Origin of the sequence: Gillisella vitis (assembly GCF_001541345.2) — a bacterium.
Lineage (GTDB): Bacteria > Pseudomonadota > Alphaproteobacteria > Rhizobiales > Rhizobiaceae > Allorhizobium > Allorhizobium vitis.
On the sequence record NZ_LMVL02000001.1, the window covers coordinates 692,785 to 706,253 of the forward strand.

Consider the following 13,469-nt stretch of genomic DNA (forward strand, 5'->3'; position numbering starts at 1 on the left):
TCGCCGGGTGCCACCAATAACAGCAGGAACGAGGTCATCATGAAGTTTGCAACCTATCACGATGGAAGCCGCGACGGCCAACTCTGGATCGTTTCGCGTGATCTGAAACGGGCCGTTCCGGCAACCGGCATCGCTGTGTCCTTGCTCGCCGCTCTGGAGGACTGGGATGCCTTAGCTCCCCGTCTTCTCGAACTCTATGAGCGGCTCAATGCAGGGAATGAACCTTTTGCCACCAGCTTCCAGCCGGAACGGTGTCTGGCGCCCTTGCCGCGGGCGCCACAATGGCTGGATGCCTCCGCCTTCCTCAACCATGGCCGGTTGATGGATAAAGCTTTCGACAATCCGATCAACCCGGATTTTGAGACGGTACCCTTGATCTATCAGGGGGCAAGCGATGATTTTCGCGGTCCGCTGGCAGGCGTGGAGTTTCTTGACGACGCGCTGCTGATCGATATGGAAGGCGAGTTCGGCGTTATTCTTGCCGATGTGCCGATGGGCGTGACACCGGAAAATGCCATCGATCACGTCCGTCTGCTGGTGCAGATCAACGACTGGTCGCTGCGCGCGCTTGGGCCGCGCGAAATGCGGGCGGGTTTCGGGTTTCTCCAGGCCAAGCCATCGACGGCCTTTGCACCGATCGCCGTCACGCCGGACGAGATCGGGCCGCATTGGTCCAACGGTCGAGTTGGCCTGTCGTTGCATGTGGAGATCAACGGACGACGGGTTGGGGATGCCCATGGAAGCGAAATGCATTTCTCCTTCGGTGAATTGATCGCTCATTGCGCCCGCAGCCGACGTTTGTCGGCTGGAACCATTCTGGGTTCCGGGACGGTGTCCAATGCAGACCGTGCCGCCGGTTCATCCTGCATTTCCGAAATCCGGGTGATCGAGCTTCTCGATGAAGGTAAGGCGCGGACACCTTTTCTGACCTGGGGTGACCAGGTGCGGATGGAAGCCCGGCTGCCGGATGGGAGCACGCCTTTCGGGGTGATTGATCAGGCGGTGGTGAAGGCCTGATGCGCATTCTCGTCACCGGAGCGGATGGTTTTTTGGGTCGCGGGCTCGTGGCGCGGCTTCCATTTGCTGTTCACCAGGCAAAGCGGATCGTTGTCACAGACCGGGCCTTTGCTCAACCTGTCCCTGACGGGATCGAGGCCTTGGTCGGTGATCTCGGCGATCCCGGCTTTCTGGATAGATTGCTGGAACCCGGTTTCGATCTGGTCTTCCACCTGGCCAGTCTTCCCGGAGGACTTGCCGAGCGGGAACAGGCGCTGGGACATGCTGCAAACCTGCTTGCGCCGATTGCTTTGGCGCAAGGCGTAGCCCTTCGGCGTCCCGGTGCGAGGCTGGTTTTTGCCTCTTCCATCGCGGTCTATGGTGCGCTTGGAGCGGCAACCGTCACGGCGCAGACACCTGCCGCACCGCAGCTGACCTATGGCGCCCACAAGCTGATGACCGAAATCCTGTTGTCTGACCTGACGCGGCGCGGTGCGCTTTCAGCCATCAGCCTGCGGTTTCCCGGCATTGTCGCACGACCTGCGACCGACAGCGGACATGGTTCGGCGTTTATGAGCCTGCTTTTCCATCGGATTGCTGCTGGGGAAGCCTATGCCTGTCCGGTTCCGGCCAGCAGCGCCTGTTGGTGGGTCTCACGGCAGGCGGCGGTGGACATGCTGTTGCATGCCGCAGGGCTGAAGGATAGCGCCGTAACCCTTGTCCAGCCGCCAGTGCTGTTTGCAACGACTGGCGAGGTGGCCACGGCGGTCGCCCGCTCCGTGGGCAAAACCGCATTGGTCGAATGGGGCGAGGACGACACGCTTCGCCGCCTGTTTGGTGCCATGCCGCCGCTTGATACGGCCACGGCCTTCGCGACGGGATTCAAGGCCGACGCCGATCTCGACGCGCTTGCCAAAGCCGCAATTTCAGGAGAGTCATGATGAAGATTATCGATCTGTCCGTTGCTATCGAAAATGATGTTCCCGCCGATCCGCCGGGCCTTGGTCCCAAAATCACCTACACAAACCACGCAGAAGGCTCCGAGGAAGTTTTGCGCTTCTTCCCCGGCCTCGACATGGCCGATGTCCCCGGTGGGGAAGGCTGGGCCATAGAACAGCTGAATCTGACCGCCCATGCCGGTACGCATCTGGATGCGCCCTGGCATTTCGCTTCTACGATGAATAACGGCGAGCGCGCCTGGACCATTGATGAAGTGCCGCTCGATTGGTGCATCCGTCCCGGCGTGAAACTGGATCTACGCCATCTGCCGGATGGCTCAATCGCAACGGCAGCCGATCTACAGTCAGCCTTGGCAGTGGCCGGTCATACACTCCAGCCTTTCGATGTGGTGCTGGTCAATACCGCTGCCGGTGCCGCCTATGGGCGACCGGATTATCTGGGCCGTGGCTGTGGCATCGGACGCGAGGCCACCCATTGGCTGATGGCGCAAGGCGTCCATATCGCGGGCACCGACGCCTGGTCCTGGGATGCGCCTTTTCCGGTCACGGCGAAACGGTTTGCGGAAACCAGGGATGCTGGATTGATCTGGGAAGGCCATAAAGCCGCCCGCGAAGGCATTTTTCTGCATATGGAAAAACTGACACGGCTGGAGGAATTGCCGGGCTCCGGCTTCACCGTTTCCTGCCTGCCTGTCAAGATCAAGGGCGGCTCGGCTGGCTGGTGCCGTGCCGTGGCGATTTTCCCTGATGGTTAGTTTCGTCGTATGCCAATCTGCTGCGCCCGCCGTTATAAAAGACACGGGCGCAGCATTTCTAATCGTGCCTGTTCAGCCTATTCCGGGTTTTCCAGGCTGAACATTTCGGTGCGTTCGTCATAGGCGAACAGTTCGGCATAACGCGCCCAGGAGACGATGGTCTTCAACGTATCGTCGGCGTAGGATTCGCTCATGTAATCCTCCAATTCGTTGCGGAACCGCGCTGCCGGTGCGGTGTGGCTTGGGCGCTCATCCAGAACCCGGCGGATCAGGCCCATCAGAGGCACATAGCTGACCAGATGCTCGGCAAACAGTTTTTTGCGGGCATCGGTTTCCAGATGGGCGAAGCGGGTTCCGGCCTCGGTCAGCACCAGATCGCCTTCGCTTAAATGGGCAAAGCGCAAAAGCTGGAGCGCTTCGCCAAGGTGAAACAGCTCGTCTGCCTCCAATTGCAGCTGACCGGCCAGAACGGGGAGATCGGCGCGGCCATGATAGGGTGCGCCTGCGAGCGCCTCGATCAGGCCCGACAGGATATTGGTCGAAACCGGCTCCAGTACCATGCCCATACCGGTTCCGGGAATGCCATCCATGGCGGGCAGGCGCGGTTCGGCGCGCGCCGTCATCAGCGCGTAGATGCTGTCCACCAGCTGGCGGAACACCGGGTCAAGCCGGTTGCGCGGATGCGGCAGATCGACCTTTAATTCGCGCGCCACCCGGCCCGGATTGGAGGAAAACACCAGGATGCGGTCGCACATCAGCACCGCTTCCTCGATGTTGTGGGTGACGATCAGCACGGATTTGATTGGCAGGCGGCCCTCGATCCACAGATCGATCATGTCGGTGCGCAGGGTTTCGGCGGTCAGCACGTCGAGGGCGGAAAAAGGCTCGTCCATCAACAGCAGATCAGGATGGACCACCAGGGCGCGGGCAAAGCCGACGCGCTGGCGCATACCGCCGGACAGCTCTTTCGGATAGGCGTTTTCAAACCCGTCGAGGCCGATCAAGTCGATGGCCGCCAAGGCAAGCGAGCGCCGCTCGGTACGGTCTACGCCTTTGGCTTCCAGGCCGAGTTCGACATTCTGAAGCACGGTCAGCCAGGGAAACAGGGCAAAGGACTGAAAGATCATCGAGATACCGGGAGGTGGTCCATCGATTTCGGTGCCGCGATAGCGGGCGCTGCCCGAAGAGGGCGATAGCAAGCCGGCAATGATGCGCAGCAGCGTCGATTTGCCGGAGCCGGAGCGGCCGAGCAGGCCGACGATTTCGCCTTCCTTGATGGTGAGATCGACATTTTCGAGCACGACAACATCGTTGCCGCTGGCCTTGGGAAAGGAGCGGGAGACCTGGGCGATATCGATCAGCGGGGACTTGGTGATAAGATCAAGCATGGGAACAATCCTTTTGTCGGATGACATCATGTCTGTGGTGTTTGGGGTGCCAAGGCACCCCGTTTGATGGGGTTTTGATCAGCCCAGGCGCAGGCGGCTTTCGCCATAGGCATAGAGCGGACGCCAGACCAGCCGGTTGAACAGCGTCACAAAAGTACACATGACGATGATGCCGAGCACGACCCGTGGGAAATCGCCTGCCGTTGTCGCATTGGCGATGTAGGAGCCAAGGCCCGGCGTGGTCAGTTGGGTATCGCCCCAGCTTGCCACTTCCGCAACGATGCTGGCATTCCAGGAGCCGCCCGAAGCCGTGATGGCGCCGGTGATGTAGTAAGGGAAAATGCCGGGCAGGATGACCTTGAACCACCAGCGCCATCCGGTGATGTGGAAACTGCGAGCCGCTTCCTTGAGATCGCTTGGAAAGGCACTGGCACCGGCGATCACGTTGAACAGGATATACCATTGGGTCCCGAGGATCATCAGCGGGCTCAGCCAGATATCGGCATTGAGCCCGAAATGCACGATCACCACCACGAACACCGGAAAGGCGATATTGGCTGGAAAGGCAGCCAGAAACTGCGCCAGCGGCTGGACTTTTTCCGAGAGCTTCGGACGCAGGCCGATCCACACCCCGACCGGCACCCAGACCACGGTTGCGATGGCCATCAGCACAATGACGCGCAACAAGGTGATGGAGCCATAGAGGATAACGGTTGGGATTTCCGACCAGCCGATGCTGGCCCGCAGATAATCGAAGCTGATATAGGCAGCCCATGCGGCCATGCCCGCAATGATGCCGATCCAGATCCAGTCGATGACCCTCGAGGTCGCAGGGCTGGCAGTTTTTGAACCGGTGCTCCGCAGTTTGGGGAGGCGCAATGTCCAGAGTTGGCGGGCCACCCAGCTCAGAGGCGCGAGCAGCAGTCGGGTAACGCGGGCCTTGCGCAACAAGTCCAGCATCCATGAACTGGGAGCCACGCCCGAGGCGGTGGTCTCGAAGCGGAACTTGTCGGCCCAGGCTACCAGCGGCCGGAACATCAACTGGTCATAGAGAAGAATGACGGCGAGCATGGCGATGACGGCATAGAACACCGCGAGGATATCCTGTTGCTTGATAGCCAAAGCCACGTAGGAACCGATCCCCGGCAGGGTGATCGTGGTGTTGCCGACAGTGATGGCTTCAGAGGCGACGACGAAGAACCAGCCGCCGGACATCGACATCATGGTGTTCCACACCAGGCCGGGCATGGCGAAAGGCACGTCAAGCCGCCAGAATCGCTGCCAGCCACTCAGCTGGAAGCTGCGGGTTGCCTCGTCGAGATCTTTCGGCTGGCTGCGCATCGACTGATAGAGGCTGAAGGTCATGTTCCAGGCCTGGCTGGTGAAAATCGCAAACACCGCGGCCAGTTCCGCACCGATTACCCGTCCGGGAAAAAGATTGAGGAAGAAGGTGACGGTAAAGGTCAGAAAGCCGAGAATCGGCACCGATTGCAGGATATCGAGGATCGGGATCATCACCATTTCAGCACGCCTGCTCTTGGCGGCAACCGAGGCGTAGATCAGGGTGAAGATCAGCGAAAACACGATGGCTGCCAACATGCGCAGAATGGTGCGCAGCGCATAGATCGGCAGATTGGTGGGATCGAGCGACAGCGGAGCGGCATCGAGCACCGACAGCGGAACCGTCGTCACCCGCTCACCATAGGCAAACAGCACGATGACGCCGATAATCAACAGCAGCGCCATCAGGTCCCAATGGTTCGGAAGGTGGGAGCGGCGGATGGCAAGCGGAGCGAATTTGGGATGGATCATGGGACGGGCCTCTATTTCGCGAAGCGTCATAGGGAGGGATGACACGGCAATTTTAGGGGTAGGCAATTTCAGGCTTGAGGGTTTGATCCGCAGATCCCCGAAGCGCCTGATAATCCTATAGAATGACCGGACATCTGACGCCACCGCGCTTAAGGAAAGGCAGGCATGGCTTAGGCATAGGGAGAATATACTTTTGTATATTCGGCCCTGCGGGACTGTCGCTGCGGCGCTTTCCTGCGTAATTTGGTTTGGGCCGATCTGGCCCTCGATGTTTTGCGAGAGGGCCTCGGCCTTTTGCGCAAAGAAACAGCCATGGCCACCGAAGGATGAAACACATTCTGTTTTCTCAGCACCAGAACCGGCCGAAGCTGAGAGCCGTGTTCATCCTGTTTCTGCTGGTCTGTATCTTCTCAGCCGATACGATCACCAATTTCGAGATCGCTTTTGCGGTGTTCTATATCGCGGTCATTCTGATCGCCATCGGCTTCCTGTCGATGCGCGGCGTCGTCGCCCTGGCCATGGTCTGCATTTGCTTGACGGTACTCAGCCTGTTCCTGACCCGGCGCGGATCGTTCGAATCCGGGCTGCTGAATTGCGGCATCAGCACGTGTGCTATTGGGGTGACGACCTATCTCGCCTTGAAAATCGTTGCCGCCCAGGCCGCTATTTACGATGCACAGGCGCAGTTTTCCCGCATGGCGCGGTTGACGAGGCTGGGGGAACTGACGGCCTCGATTGCCCACGAGGTCAATCAGCCGCTGGCCGCCGTCGCCACCAGTGCCGATGCCTGCCGCCGCTGGCTCGATCATACGCCACCCAATCTGGATCGCGCCCGCCAGGCAGCGGAGCGGATCGCCAGCGACGTGAAACGCGCCAGCGATGTGATTGTGCGGGTACGGCGGCTGGCCAGGAGCGAACCGCCGCAACGGGAGAGTTTCGATCTCAATGCGGCGACGACTGAGGCCATCGGCCTGGCCGAACATGAACTTGAGCGCAACAGCATCGCCCTGGAGATGGCCCTTGCGGAAGACCTGCCCCCGGTGCTGGCCGACCGTATCCAGATCCAGCAGGTGATCGGTAATCTCCTGCTCAATGCCATTGAAGCCATGGCCGCCGTTCCCAGTTTCAAACGCGAACTTTTGGTCTCGACCTTTCTCGATTGCGATGACAGGATCGTGCTTGCTGTCGCCGATTCAGGTCCCGGCATGAAGCAATCGACGCTGGATCATCTGTTTGAAGCGTTCTGGACCACAAAGGAAAGCGGCATGGGCATCGGCCTTGCCATCAGCCGTTCGATCATTGAGGCGCATGGTGGGCGTATTTCCGTGACGTCCGCGCATCGCATGGGGACTGTCGTGCAATTCAGTCTGCCCTTAAGCGAAGAGAGTAAGGCATGATGACTAACCCGCCTCACCAAGATGAACATGAGCCGGTCGTTTATGTGATCGATGATGACGCCTCGGTGCGCGCCGCATTGGAGGATCTGCTGGCCTCCGTCGGCCTTGCTGTTTGCGCCTATGGATCCACCCAGGAATTCATGGCGATGCCGCTTGCTGATGCTCCCGGTTGCCTGGTGCTCGATGTGCGGATGCCGGGCCAGAGCGGTCTTGAGTTTCACCAGCAGATGGCGAAACTGGGTATACGGCTGCCGGTGATTTTCATCACCGGTCACGGCGATATCCCCATGTCGGTCAAGGCGATGAAAAACGGTGCCATCGAGTTCCTGACCAAACCATTTCGGGATCAGGATCTGCTCGACGCTATTCAGCAGGGCATAGAAAATGATCGCGCACAGCGAAGGCAGGATCATCTGTCCTCTGGCTTGATGGAGTTATGGCAAACGCTGACGCCGGGCGAGCGGGAAGTGATGGAACTCGTTGTCCAGGGGCGTCTCAACAAACAGATTGCCGGGGATCTCGGTGTCAGTGAAATCACCGTCAAGGTTCGCCGCGCCCAGTTGATGCGTAAACTCAATGCCAAATCCGTCGCCGATCTGGTGCGGATCTGGGATCGGCTCGCGGTGCCGGATTGAGAGGATAGCGCCACCCAGAAGAGCGGCGCTACCGTTGGTTATTGTCTGATCAAGCACGGAGCCAGATCAGCGCAGGTTCACCAGATTGGCCAGTTCGCGGGCGCGGTCCAGGCAGCGGGGCTGCTGGTCGAGGAAGCGTTCGGCGCCGATTTCCATGATCAGCATGGTGTCGGGCAGGAAGGTGAGTTCGGCGAAGATCTCATCCCAGGCGATGTCGCCCCAGCCGAGCGGCAGATGCAGGTCGCCAATGCCGAGCGCAGTTGCTTCCGCATTATGGAAGAATTCCTTCATCGTATAAGGCAGGCCAAAGCTGTCATGAACGTGGAGATGGCCGGTTACCGGTGCCATGGCGCGCAATTGCTCACGGAAATCCAGGCCCTTGAAGGTGGATTCGATATAGGCATGGGAGAAATCGATTAGGGCGACGACATGGTCATGGCTGATGGCCTTGACCGTTTCGGCCACTTGGCTTGGCGTCTGGCGATATTGACCAGTCTCGGTGGTGAAGATGTTTTCAAGCGCGATGCGCACGCCATAACCCTTGGCGACATCGGCCATTTCCAACAGGGCCTCGCGCTCCATCTTGTCGAGATCCGCGCCGTCAACACCTTCTACCGGCTGGGCTGCACCGGAATGGTGAACGAGGATACCGGCACCCAGGCGGTCACACAGTTCCAGCATGGCGCGAACCACGTTCTTTTGCAGATGCAGATGCTCTCGGTCCATGAAATTGGAACTGACCTGGCCATGCAAGGACAATTTCTTGAAGCTGTATTGGCTGACAATGTCAGTGACGCGCTGGGTGCGATCTTCGATGATACGGCCACCGGAGATGATTTCTTCGCCATAAATGCCGATTTCGCAGGCAGTCGCACCGGAATCGGCGATTTCGCGTAGTGAGACGTCCAGTGTCGTCAGATCGCCCTTGCCGGTGCGATTGCAAAAGCCGATGGCGGAAATGGTGTCGGTCATGAAAGAACTCCAGTGGGTTGATGCGATGGTATTTGGCTGTTGGCGGGGCTGTTTGCCGCGCCCGTCATGGGAGAAAAGTCGATCCGCTTCTGGCTCTCGCTGTCAAAGAAGTGCAATTGCTGCTGCGGCAGCAACAGCCCGATCGTGTCGCCAGCCGTGACCTGCGCTTCTTCGGGGACGGCAATGGCAAAGGGATGGCCAGCCAGTTCGCAATGGACGACGCGGCCAACACCCAGTTCTTCGACGAATTCGATGAGTGCCGGGACACCCTGGCCGTGGCTGGCAAGCCGGCATTGTTCCGGGCGAATACCGACGATCACATCTCGTCCTCTCAGGGTATGGGCGACGACTGGATCGATTTCGACCGATGCACCACCGAGGCGAATGGTGGAGGTTTCCACTTCGACGCGGGCGTCAAACAGGTTCATGGCCGGGGAGCCGATGAAAGAGGCAACGAACGTGGTGGCCGGGCGATGATAGATGTCGAGCGGTCTGCCGACCTGTTCCACATGGCCACGGTTCATCACCACCAGCCGGTCGGCAAGTGTCATCGCTTCCACCTGGTCATGGGTCACGAAAACCGATGTCGCTGACAGGCGCTGGTGCAGTTTGCGGATTTCGGCGCGCATGGTGACGCGCAGCTTGGCATCGAGATTGGACAGTGGTTCGTCGAACAGAAAGACCTTTGGCTCGCGGATGATGGCGCGGGCCATGGCGACACGCTGGCGCTGGCCACCGGAAAGAGCGGCGGGCCGACGGTCCAGATAATCCTGCAAGCCGACGATTTTTGCGGTCTCAGTAATGCGCCGGTCACGCTCGGCTTTGGGGACGCCCGCCACTTTCAACGCGTAGCCGATATTGCCAGCCACTGACATATGCGGGTAGAGCGCGTAATTCTGGAACACCATGGCGCAACCACGCTCGCGTGGCTCCAATGTGTTGACGACACGGCCATCAATGGCGATTTCACCCGAGGTAATGTCTTCCAGCCCGGCGATCATCCGCAGCAGCGTGGACTTGCCGCAGCCGGAGGGACCGAGGATGACCACGAATTCACCTGAGCCAAACAGCAAGTCGATGCCATGCAGGGTTGGTGTCTTGCCGTAGCTCTTGCGCACCGCGCGGATGTCGATATCAGCCATTGTCTTTGAACCTTATTGTTCTTGCAGGCGCTTTTCAGCGTCACTTTTCCGTGGAGACCAGGCCGCGCACGAACCAGCGTTGCAGCACGGCAACCACGATCAGCGGCGGGGCCATGATCATCAGAGAACCCGCGAGGGTGACGTTCCAATCGGGGATGCCGTTGTCAGACGGCAGCAGTGAGCGCAGCGACATCATCACCGTCTTGTAGTTCGGATCGGTCACCATCAGCAGCGGCCAGAGATACTGGTTCCAGCCGTAGACGAACATGATGGTGGTCAGCGCCAGCATGTTGGTGCGCGAGAGCGGCAGCAACATTTCAAAGAAGAAGCGGATCGGCCCCGAGCCGTCCATGCGCGCCGCCTCGGCCAATTCATTGGGCAGCGTCATGAAAAACTGCCGGTAGAGAAAGGTGCCGGTTGCCGTGGCGATCAGCGGCAGGGTCAGGCCCGCATAGGTGTTGAGCAGGTTCCACTCGATCTTGATGTCGATGCCAAACAGCGTGGACAGGATGGATTTGACCGGCTGGAACAGATCGGCTGCCACCGCATAGGTCGGCACCACCCGGACTTCGAGCGGCAGCATCAGGGTGATGAACACGCCCCAGAAGAAGACATGCTTTAGCGGCGTGCGGAAAAACACGATGGCAAAGGCGGTCATGGCCGATAGCGCGACTTTTCCCAGTGTCACCAGGGCCGCCATGATCAGGCTGTTGGTCATCGCCGTACCGAGATCAGCCCGCGACCATGCCTGGCTGGCATTGGTCAGGAACTCGCCCTGCGGCAGGAAGCTGAAGGGAACGGCATTGACCTGCGGCATCGTCTGGCTGGCGCCAGCGATCACCACGATGAATGGTCCGATCAGCAGTAGGAGGCCCAGGACCATGATGAGATAGGTGACGGCGTTGGCAATTGGTGTGCGCTGGATCATTCCGGCCTCACTTGTAATGCACGCGCTTCTCAATGAAGCGGAACTGGATGAAAGTGCAGATCATGATCAGCCCGATCAGAATGATGCTTTGGGCTGATGCGCCGGAATAGTTGAGACCCTTGAACGCCTCATCGACGATCCTGTAGACCATGACTTCGGTGCCATGGTTCGGCCCGCCACCCGTCATCGAGTGGACGATGCCGAATGTGTCAGCGCCAACAAAGCCTTCCGTCATCATGGTGACGAGCAGAAAAAACAGGGTTGGGGCAAGCAGTGGCACCTGCACATCGAAGGCGCGGCGCAAGGGACCGGCGCCATCCATGGCGGCGGCTTCACTGAGGGCGCGTGGCACCGATTGCAGGCCTGCCAGCAGGAAGATGAATGTATAGCCTGACCATTTCCAGATGAAGACGATGATAACAAGCGCCAGCGCATGGCTGCCGTATTTGGCCGGGTTCCAGAGATCTGGAGAAAAGGAATTGACCATGGCCGCCAGCCCGCGATCGGGTGCGAGGATGAAGCGGAAGGCGATACCCGCAGCCGGTCCGGCAATGGCGAAGGGCAGGATGTAGAAGAACCGGAAGAAACCGGTGCCGGGCAATTGCCGGTCTACCGCAAGCGCCAGCACAAGGCCGATGAGAATGGCGAAGAACGGCCCGACTGTCGCGAAGATCAAGCTGACATAAACCGAATTCCAGTAGAAGGGATCGGTCAGCGCATCCTTGAAATTGGCAAAGCCGACGAATTCCGCAGCACCACCAAACGGCGGTTCGAGGGTGAAGGCCCAGTTCACCACAGCAGCCACCGGCCAGTAGAAGAACAGGATGATCAGAATGATCTGCGGCAGCGCAAACAGGATAGGCAGCCACCAGTTCTTGAAAACGGCGCGTTGTTCCATGTCGTGACCAATATGCTGGAATGAAGGAGGAAGCCTGCCGTTAAGGCAGACTTCCGGGAGTAATGAGCGCCGAGGCTTAGTTCAGCTTTTGACCGGCATAGGTCTTTTCAAAGCGGCGCAGGATGGCGTTGCCACGCTCGACCGTCTGGTCCAACTGGGTCTGTACATCGGCATTCTGCATGAAGATCGCCTCAAACGAGGTCGAGACTTCCTTGCGGATCTGGGTGAAGCTGCCCAGGCGGATGCCACGGCTGGTGTCGGATGTCGGCGTATAGGTCAGGCTGGCAATGGCCAGTTCACGGCCCTTGTAAGGTGCCTTATCGTAGAAACCATTGGCTTTCATCGCATCGAAGCCGGTTTTGGTGACGGGAATATAGCCAGTCACCGTTGACCACCATTGCACCATGTCCGGCTGGGCGAGGAAGTTAAGGAAGGCAGCTGCCCCCTTGTATTCCGCTTCCGGACGACCGGCGAGAACCCAGAGCGAAGCACCGCCCACCAGCGAATTCTGGCGCTCCGTACCCTTCCAGACCGGCAGCATGGCGACATCCCATTTGACGTCAGCGGGCAGTGTCTTGCCGACGGTGCCGTGGTCGGCAATCGACGACTGGATCATCTGGCAAGTCTGCGAGGTGAAGGCCGGAACGACATCCATGCCGAGTTGCTTGGTCTTGACCACGAACAGCTTCTCATCCTGCATCTTCTTGAAGAATTTTACATGATCCACGAATTTGGTCTTGTTGAACACCAGTTCGGCATCGAGACCCTGATAGCCATTGGCTTTTGTGGCGATTGGCTGGTTGTGGATGGCGGAAAACTGTTCCAGCATTGGCCATGGATCGAAATTGAAGCCCAGCGGGCACTCATAGCCAGCGGCCTTCAGCTTGCGCGCTGCTTCCTCGACATGTTCCCAGGTATCCGGCTTGAAGGTAATGCCAGCTTTTTCAAACGCGCTTACATTGTAATAGAACATCGCGGTCGAAGAGTTGAATGGGAAAGACTGCAATTCGCCGCCCGCCGTGGCGTAGTAATTGGCGATGCCGCCGAAATAATTGTTCCAGTCGATCTTATAGCCATTGTCGGCCATCAGTTTCTTGGCGGGAATAAAGGCCTTTGAGAGCATCAGGTCCAGCGTGCCCGCATCGTAGATCTGGGCGATGGCGGGCTGCTTCTTGGCGCGGTAGGCGGCAATGGTATTTTGCAGGGTGGTGTCGTAATCGTTCTGAGAGGTGCAGACGATTTCGAAATTGGCCTGACTGTCGTTGAACTTGCGGCAGGCGTCCTGGACGCGCTCGCCAAGGTCGCCGCTCAGGCCATGCCAGAACTCGAACTTGACCTTTTCGGCCATAGCCGGTGCTGCCCCCAGCGTCGTGGCAGCCAATAGGCCAGCCAGCACGGTTTTCAAAGCGTAGTTTTTCATCGCAAATGCCTCGTTTTCAGGAAAACAATTCCGCTTTACCCCCGGAAATTGAGGGGGTTCTAGCGGGCATTTATGATGGCTCGACTACGCTTCCATGACGCTGGCGTGAAGATTTTTCGTCTGATCGGTGACAGGCTAATACAAAGAGTCATTGAAAATCACTCTTT

12 protein-coding genes are annotated in these 13,469 nt (G+C 58.9%); 5 read left to right on the forward strand and 7 right to left on the reverse strand.

Going from position 1 to position 13,469, the window contains the following annotated elements:
* Nucleotides 1-39: 39 nt before the first annotated feature.
* The 3 genes from ASB66_RS02995 to ASB66_RS03005 are packed head-to-tail and all read left to right on the forward strand — an operon-like array spanning nucleotide 40 to nucleotide 2,710.
* The gene (locus tag ASB66_RS02995) at nucleotides 40-1,017 is read left to right on the forward strand and encodes a fumarylacetoacetate hydrolase family protein (protein ID WP_060717349.1); all 978 of its coding nucleotides are present in this window, start codon (nucleotides 40-42) and stop codon (nucleotides 1,015-1,017) included.
* Nucleotides 1,017-1,937 carry an NAD-dependent epimerase/dehydratase family protein gene (locus ASB66_RS03000; protein ID WP_060717350.1) on the forward strand — a complete coding sequence of 307 codons (921 nt, stop codon included), beginning with the start codon at nucleotides 1,017-1,019 and terminating at the stop codon, nucleotides 1,935-1,937. The genes ASB66_RS02995 and ASB66_RS03000 overlap by 1 nt, the downstream gene beginning before the upstream one ends.
* Nucleotides 1,934-2,710: a cyclase family protein gene (locus ASB66_RS03005; protein WP_060717351.1), complete on the forward strand. Its 777-nt coding sequence runs from the start codon at nucleotides 1,934-1,936 to the stop codon at nucleotides 2,708-2,710. Before ASB66_RS03000 ends, ASB66_RS03005 begins: the two co-directional genes overlap by 4 nt.
* 77 nt (nucleotides 2,711-2,787) lie before the next feature.
* Here ASB66_RS03005 and ASB66_RS03010 read toward each other — a convergent pair whose 3' ends face one another.
* Together ASB66_RS03010 and ASB66_RS03015 are read right to left on the reverse strand one after the other, a co-directional pair.
* Complete coding sequence (locus tag ASB66_RS03010) at nucleotides 2,788-4,098, reverse strand: ABC transporter ATP-binding protein (protein WP_060717583.1); 1,311 nt, start codon at nucleotides 4,096-4,098, stop codon at nucleotides 2,788-2,790.
* Nucleotides 4,099-4,176: 78 nt separating this feature from the next.
* Nucleotides 4,177-5,910, reverse strand: a complete 1,734-nt coding sequence (locus ASB66_RS03015) for an ABC transporter permease (protein ID WP_060717352.1) — start codon at nucleotides 5,908-5,910, stop codon at nucleotides 4,177-4,179.
* Nucleotides 5,911-6,236: 326 nt separating this feature from the next.
* On the opposite strand from ASB66_RS03015, the gene ASB66_RS03020 reads away from it, so the two are divergent.
* Nucleotides 6,237-7,307, forward strand: a complete 1,071-nt coding sequence (locus ASB66_RS03020; protein WP_114386210.1) for a sensor histidine kinase — start codon at nucleotides 6,237-6,239, stop codon at nucleotides 7,305-7,307.
* Nucleotides 7,304-7,942, forward strand: coding sequence for a response regulator transcription factor (locus tag ASB66_RS03025; protein ID WP_114386212.1), 639 nt, complete (start codon nucleotides 7,304-7,306; stop codon nucleotides 7,940-7,942). Before ASB66_RS03020 ends, ASB66_RS03025 begins: the two co-directional genes overlap by 4 nt.
* A 66-nt stretch (nucleotides 7,943-8,008) precedes the next feature.
* On the opposite strand, the gene ASB66_RS03030 is transcribed toward ASB66_RS03025, so the two are convergent.
* From ASB66_RS03030 to ASB66_RS03050, 5 genes are all read right to left on the reverse strand, one after another.
* Nucleotides 8,009-8,914, reverse strand: a complete 906-nt coding sequence (locus tag ASB66_RS03030; RefSeq protein WP_060717354.1) for a sugar phosphate isomerase/epimerase family protein — start codon at nucleotides 8,912-8,914, stop codon at nucleotides 8,009-8,011.
* Nucleotides 8,911-10,056 (reverse strand): sn-glycerol-3-phosphate import ATP-binding protein UgpC, encoded by a 1,146-nt coding sequence (locus ASB66_RS03035; RefSeq protein WP_060717355.1) that lies wholly within the window; start codon nucleotides 10,054-10,056, stop codon nucleotides 8,911-8,913. The genes ASB66_RS03030 and ASB66_RS03035 overlap by 4 nt, the downstream gene beginning before the upstream one ends.
* Nucleotides 10,057-10,096: 40 nt before the next feature.
* Nucleotides 10,097-10,984 carry an ABC transporter permease subunit gene (locus tag ASB66_RS03040; RefSeq protein WP_060717356.1) on the reverse strand — a complete coding sequence of 296 codons (888 nt, stop codon included), beginning with the start codon at nucleotides 10,982-10,984 and terminating at the stop codon, nucleotides 10,097-10,099.
* 7 nt (nucleotides 10,985-10,991) lie between these two features.
* A complete protein-coding gene (locus ASB66_RS03045) occupies nucleotides 10,992-11,882 on the reverse strand; it encodes a carbohydrate ABC transporter permease (protein WP_060717357.1) in 891 nt (296 codons plus the stop codon).
* A gap of 76 nt (nucleotides 11,883-11,958) precedes the next feature.
* The gene (locus tag ASB66_RS03050; RefSeq protein ID WP_060717358.1) at nucleotides 11,959-13,302 is read right to left on the reverse strand and encodes an extracellular solute-binding protein; all 1,344 of its coding nucleotides are present in this window, start codon (nucleotides 13,300-13,302) and stop codon (nucleotides 11,959-11,961) included.
* Between the last annotated feature and the right edge of the window lie 167 nt (nucleotides 13,303-13,469).

What these genes read in the sequence shown, in the direction of transcription:
- ASB66_RS02995 (WP_060717349.1), top strand. Translation starts at nt 40, where the DNA reads ATGAAGTTTGCAACCTATCACGATGGAAGCCGCGACGGCCAACTCTGG.
- ASB66_RS03000 (WP_060717350.1), top strand. Translation starts at nt 1,017, where the DNA reads ATGCGCATTCTCGTCACCGGAGCGGATGGTTTTTTGGGTCGCGGGCTC.
- ASB66_RS03005 (WP_060717351.1), top strand. Translation starts at nt 1,934, where the DNA reads ATGATGAAGATTATCGATCTGTCCGTTGCTATCGAAAATGATGTTCCC.
- ASB66_RS03010 (WP_060717583.1), bottom strand. Translation starts at nt 4,098, where the DNA reads ATGCTTGATCTTATCACCAAGTCCCCGCTGATCGATATCGCCCAGGTC.
- ASB66_RS03015 (WP_060717352.1), bottom strand. Translation starts at nt 5,910, where the DNA reads ATGATCCATCCCAAATTCGCTCCGCTTGCCATCCGCCGCTCCCACCTT.
- ASB66_RS03020 (WP_114386210.1), top strand. Translation starts at nt 6,237, where the DNA reads ATGAAACACATTCTGTTTTCTCAGCACCAGAACCGGCCGAAGCTGAGA.
- ASB66_RS03025 (WP_114386212.1), top strand. Translation starts at nt 7,304, where the DNA reads ATGATGACTAACCCGCCTCACCAAGATGAACATGAGCCGGTCGTTTAT.
- ASB66_RS03030 (WP_060717354.1), bottom strand. Translation starts at nt 8,914, where the DNA reads ATGACCGACACCATTTCCGCCATCGGCTTTTGCAATCGCACCGGCAAG.
- ASB66_RS03035 (WP_060717355.1), bottom strand. Translation starts at nt 10,056, where the DNA reads ATGGCTGATATCGACATCCGCGCGGTGCGCAAGAGCTACGGCAAGACA.
- ASB66_RS03040 (WP_060717356.1), bottom strand. Translation starts at nt 10,984, where the DNA reads ATGATCCAGCGCACACCAATTGCCAACGCCGTCACCTATCTCATCATG.
- ASB66_RS03045 (WP_060717357.1), bottom strand. Translation starts at nt 11,882, where the DNA reads ATGGAACAACGCGCCGTTTTCAAGAACTGGTGGCTGCCTATCCTGTTT.
- ASB66_RS03050 (WP_060717358.1), bottom strand. Translation starts at nt 13,302, where the DNA reads ATGAAAAACTACGCTTTGAAAACCGTGCTGGCTGGCCTATTGGCTGCC.